Origin of the sequence: Clostridium sp., assembly GCF_051654825.1 — a bacterium.
GTDB lineage: Bacteria > Bacillota > Clostridia > Clostridiales > Clostridiaceae > Clostridium.
Map to the genome: position 1 here is coordinate 1 of NZ_JBOFYU010000020.1, position 4,176 is coordinate 4,176.

Here is a 4,176-nt window from a genome sequence, read left to right on the forward strand (position 1 = left end):
ATACATACTTAGTTTAGTAATAAGATATGGGATTCATTATCCAAGTAATTACATTAGTATAGGAGTGTAGAGAATAGGGGGAGAATAGATAGAAAAATATATAAAATATAAAAAATACTGTTGACATTTACAAAATATATATTATAATCATAATATAAAAAATAATCAGAAAATATAAAATCCTGTGAAAAAGAGAGTAGCTTTAAATTGACTTACAGCGAGTTAGGGTTGGTGGAAGCCTAATAATGATATTTAGTGTGAAGAGAGCTTTGGAGGATATTGCCGGAAATATTAGTATGGTAATAGGTGTTCTCGCCTTAAGAGATTGAGTGGATAAGTTTACTTATCAATAAGAGTGGTAACGCGGAATTTTCGTCTCTTGGTTTTTATAGCCAAGGGGCTTTTTTATGTCCTATTAAATTTATAGATACTATTTTGCATGCGTTTAGTATCTGTAAATTAAGGTATAGTTCTGTGTTTTATTATATTTTATTGTGAGCTTATCAATAAGAGTGGTACCGCGAAATGTTCGTCTCTTAGCCTTTTGGCTAAGGGACTTTTTTGCGTCAGAGAGAAATATATTAAAAATATAAAAAAATTAGGGAGGTTCTATATGGAACATTTTGGAGTTATGAGTTTGATTCCGCCATTAGTGGCAATAATTATAGCAGTACTAAGTAAAAATGTAATAATATCTTTATTTACAGGTACTTTTATAGGGGTATTAGTTTTAGCTAGCTTTCAGCCGATTACAGCAGTTAAATCATTAATAGGAGATTATTTCTTCGTACAGCTAACAGATAGTTATAATGCTGGAGTATTAGTTTTACTTATGTTTATAGGAGGATTTATTGCTCTTATTGAAAGATCTGGTGGAGCCCACGCATTTGCTCAAAAGGTAACTAAATACATAAACACAAAATCTAAAGCTCAAATGAGTGCTTGGTTTGGAGGGATTTTAATATTCTTTTCTGATTTAGGAACGCCTTTAATAGTCGGTCCAATATTTGAGCCTATATTTGATAAATTAAAAATATCTAGAGAAAAATTAGCATGGATAATAGATTCAACAGCGTCACCTATTGCAGTATTAGTTCCTTTTATAGGATGGGGAGTATATGTAATGGGACTTATACAAAAAGAATTTGAGGTATTAAATATTGATCAATCAGATTTTACAGCTTTTGTGAAAGCAATACCTTATCAAATTTATCCAATATTAGCTATAACAATGGTTCCGTTAATAGCATTTTCAAAGTTAGATTTTTCTGCAATGCTAAAGGCTGAAAAAAGAGTAGAGACTACTGGCAAATTATATTGGGATACTTCGAATCCTCAAAGAAAGTCAGAAAAAATATCAGAACTAGAAGCTAAAAACTCAAAGGCATCTTTAGTAATAGCACCACTTATAGTACTTTTTATAACTTTATTTTCAATATTAATACCATTAGGATTTCCATTTGAACCAGTGGGAGGAAGTGATTTTAGAGTAGCCTTAACTACAGCATACTTATTTGCTGCGATAACTCTTATGGGATTAATGGTTTATTATAAAACAAAAACTTTTAATGAATCTTTTAATATTTATATAAATGGAATGCAAAAAATGGTGTACGTTTCATTAACGTTAGTATTAGCTTGGTCATTAGGAGCAGTAATAAAGAATTTAGGTACAGCAAATTATATAATACAAGTTTTAAGTGGAAATGTACCAGCATGGCTAATACCATCAATATTATTTATATTAGGTGCTTGTGTATCATTCTCAACAGGTAGTTCATGGGGGACTTTTGCTATAATGATGCCACTTGCAATACCAATGGCTGTGTCATTAGATGCATCAATATACGTTTGTATAGGAGCAGTTTTATCAGGAGGACTATTTGGAGATCACTGTTCACCTATATCTGATACAACTATATTATCATCAACAGGGGCAGGGTGTGATTTAGTAGATCATGTTCAAACACAGTTACCGTATGCATTATTAAATGGAGTGATTTCGTTAATAGGATTTTTAATAGCTGGATTTGTGGAAAGTGAAGTTAGTGTAGCAATTGCATTTGTAATGTTAGTGGCTAGTGTGTTTACACTAAGCAAAATATCTAAAAATAAGTTAAATAGTATAGTGAAATTAGAAGCTGAATAATAAATATAAAACAAAAGAAGGAGTGTAGACAATATGAAATTATGGGGTGGACGTTTTAGAAAACAAGAAAATGAATTAATGGAAGATTTTAATAGTTCATTTAGATTTGATAAATTATTATATGAAAAAGATATACAAGGAAGTATAGCTCATGTATATATGCAAGAAGCTGTTGGACTATTAACAAGTGAAGAGGCTAATACAATTACAGAAGGTTTAATAAATATAAAAGAAGATATAGATAGTGGAAAGTTAAAATTAGAAGGAAATTACGAAGACATTCATAGTTTTGTAGAAATAAATTTAATAGAGAGAATAGGTGAAGTAGGAAAAAAACTGCACACAGCTCGTAGTAGAAATGATCAAGTAGCTACAGATATGAGATTATACGCCAAAGAAAAAACTCAAGATATTATAGCTATATTATCTAGATTCAAAAAAACAATAAAAACAGTAGCCGATAATAATAATGTAATAATGCCAGGATACACTCATTTACAAAGAGCACAAGTAGTTACTTTTAAACATCACTTAATGGCATACTATAGTATGTTTTTAAGAGATGAAAAAAGATTAATAAATGCACTTGAAATATTAGATGAAAGTCCATTAGGATGTGGTGCATTAGCAGGTACTACTCATTTTATTGATAGAGAAATAACTAAAGAGCAATTAGGATTTAAAAGAACTGTAGTAAATTACATAGATGGTGTAAGTGATAGAGATTATTTATTAGAGTTAATGAGTGATTTTTCTATAATAATGATGCACTTAAGTAGATTAAGTGAAGAGCTTATATTATGGAGTAGCCAAGAATTTAAGTTTGTGGAGTTAGATGATTTATATACAACAGGAAGTAGTATAATGCCACAAAAGAAAAATCCTGATGGTGCAGAGCTTGTAAGAGGTAAGACTGGTAGAGTATATGGTAATTTAATTGGATTATTAACTGTGATGAAGGGTCTACCACTAGCTTATAATAAGGATATGCAAGAAGATAAAGAAGGATTTTTTGATAGTGTAAGACAAATTGAAATGTGCCTTAATATAATGGAAAGAATGATAGCTACTTTAAAGGTTAATGAAGAAAATATGAAAAAATCTGTTTCTGGTGGATTTTTAAATGCTACTGAGGTGGCTGATTATTTAGTTAAAGAAGGAGTACCATTTAGAAATGCTCACAGTATAGTTGGTTCTATCGTTATATATTGTGAGGATAATAGTAAGGCTATTGAGGAACTTACTCTTGAAGAGTTGAGTCAGTTTGCAGATGTGTTTAAAGAGGATATTTATGATTTTATAGATTATGAAAACATATTAGATAAAGGTATCAAGATATCAATTAAATAAAATTATAATAAGACAAAAAAATACCGAAAACGACAAAAAGTATACCTTTTACTACATTTTAAGGTATGCTTTTTTTTTTCTGATAAAATAGATTTAAACAGTTTGATTAATTATATAAAAGATGTAAATAGTTTAATTAGTACAGGAGGAACGATGTTAAATTTAAAAAGTAAAAATATTAATAAAATTATATTTTTATTAATATGTACAGTTCTTGTTCTAACAGGAGTATTTATTACATTAAAAAAATATAATAAACAGGAAGAATCTTATACATTAAAATTGATAGAAATTATAGATAGAGATGAAGAATCAAGACTAACTGAAGATGAAATTGAAAATTATGAAGTAGAGATAAATAAAGAACTAGACACAAGATTAAAAGATAATAAAGAAATGTATAAAATAAAAAAAACATATTATGCGTTAGGAGCAATAAAATACTTACAAAATGAACACTCTGAGTCTATAGCGTACTTGAATAAAGCGTTAGAGTATGGCGTGATTGATAATGAAAAAAAAAACATTGAATTAGATGTAAGAATATATAGTGCATTATCAAGTAATCATATAATACAACAAAATATAGAGGAATCAGAAATATTTTTTGAAAGAGCAAAAACTATTGCACTAAAAAATAATGAAAAACACTTACTATGTGAGTTGTACTATGGAAA

Annotated in this window: 3 protein-coding genes and 1 other annotated feature; all 3 genes read left to right on the top strand. The window is 28.8% G+C overall.

Going from position 1 to position 4,176, the window contains the following annotated elements:
- The first annotated feature begins 175 nt into the window (after positions 1–175).
- Positions 176–383 (top strand) — a binding site (T-box leader).
- 230 nt (positions 384–613) lie between these two features.
- Entirely contained in the window at positions 614–2,149 is a 1,536-nt protein-coding gene (locus tag ACRDBA_RS00735; protein ID WP_438571034.1) for a Na+/H+ antiporter NhaC family protein, read from the top strand.
- Positions 2,150–2,182: 33 nt separating this feature from the next.
- A complete protein-coding gene (gene argH, locus ACRDBA_RS00740; RefSeq protein ID WP_438571035.1) occupies positions 2,183–3,499 on the top strand; it encodes an argininosuccinate lyase in 1,317 nt (438 codons plus the stop codon).
- A 153-nt stretch (positions 3,500–3,652) separates the two neighbouring features.
- Positions 3,653–4,176: tetratricopeptide repeat protein (locus ACRDBA_RS00745; RefSeq protein WP_438571036.1), on the top strand; the 524-nt coding region annotated here is incomplete at its 3' end.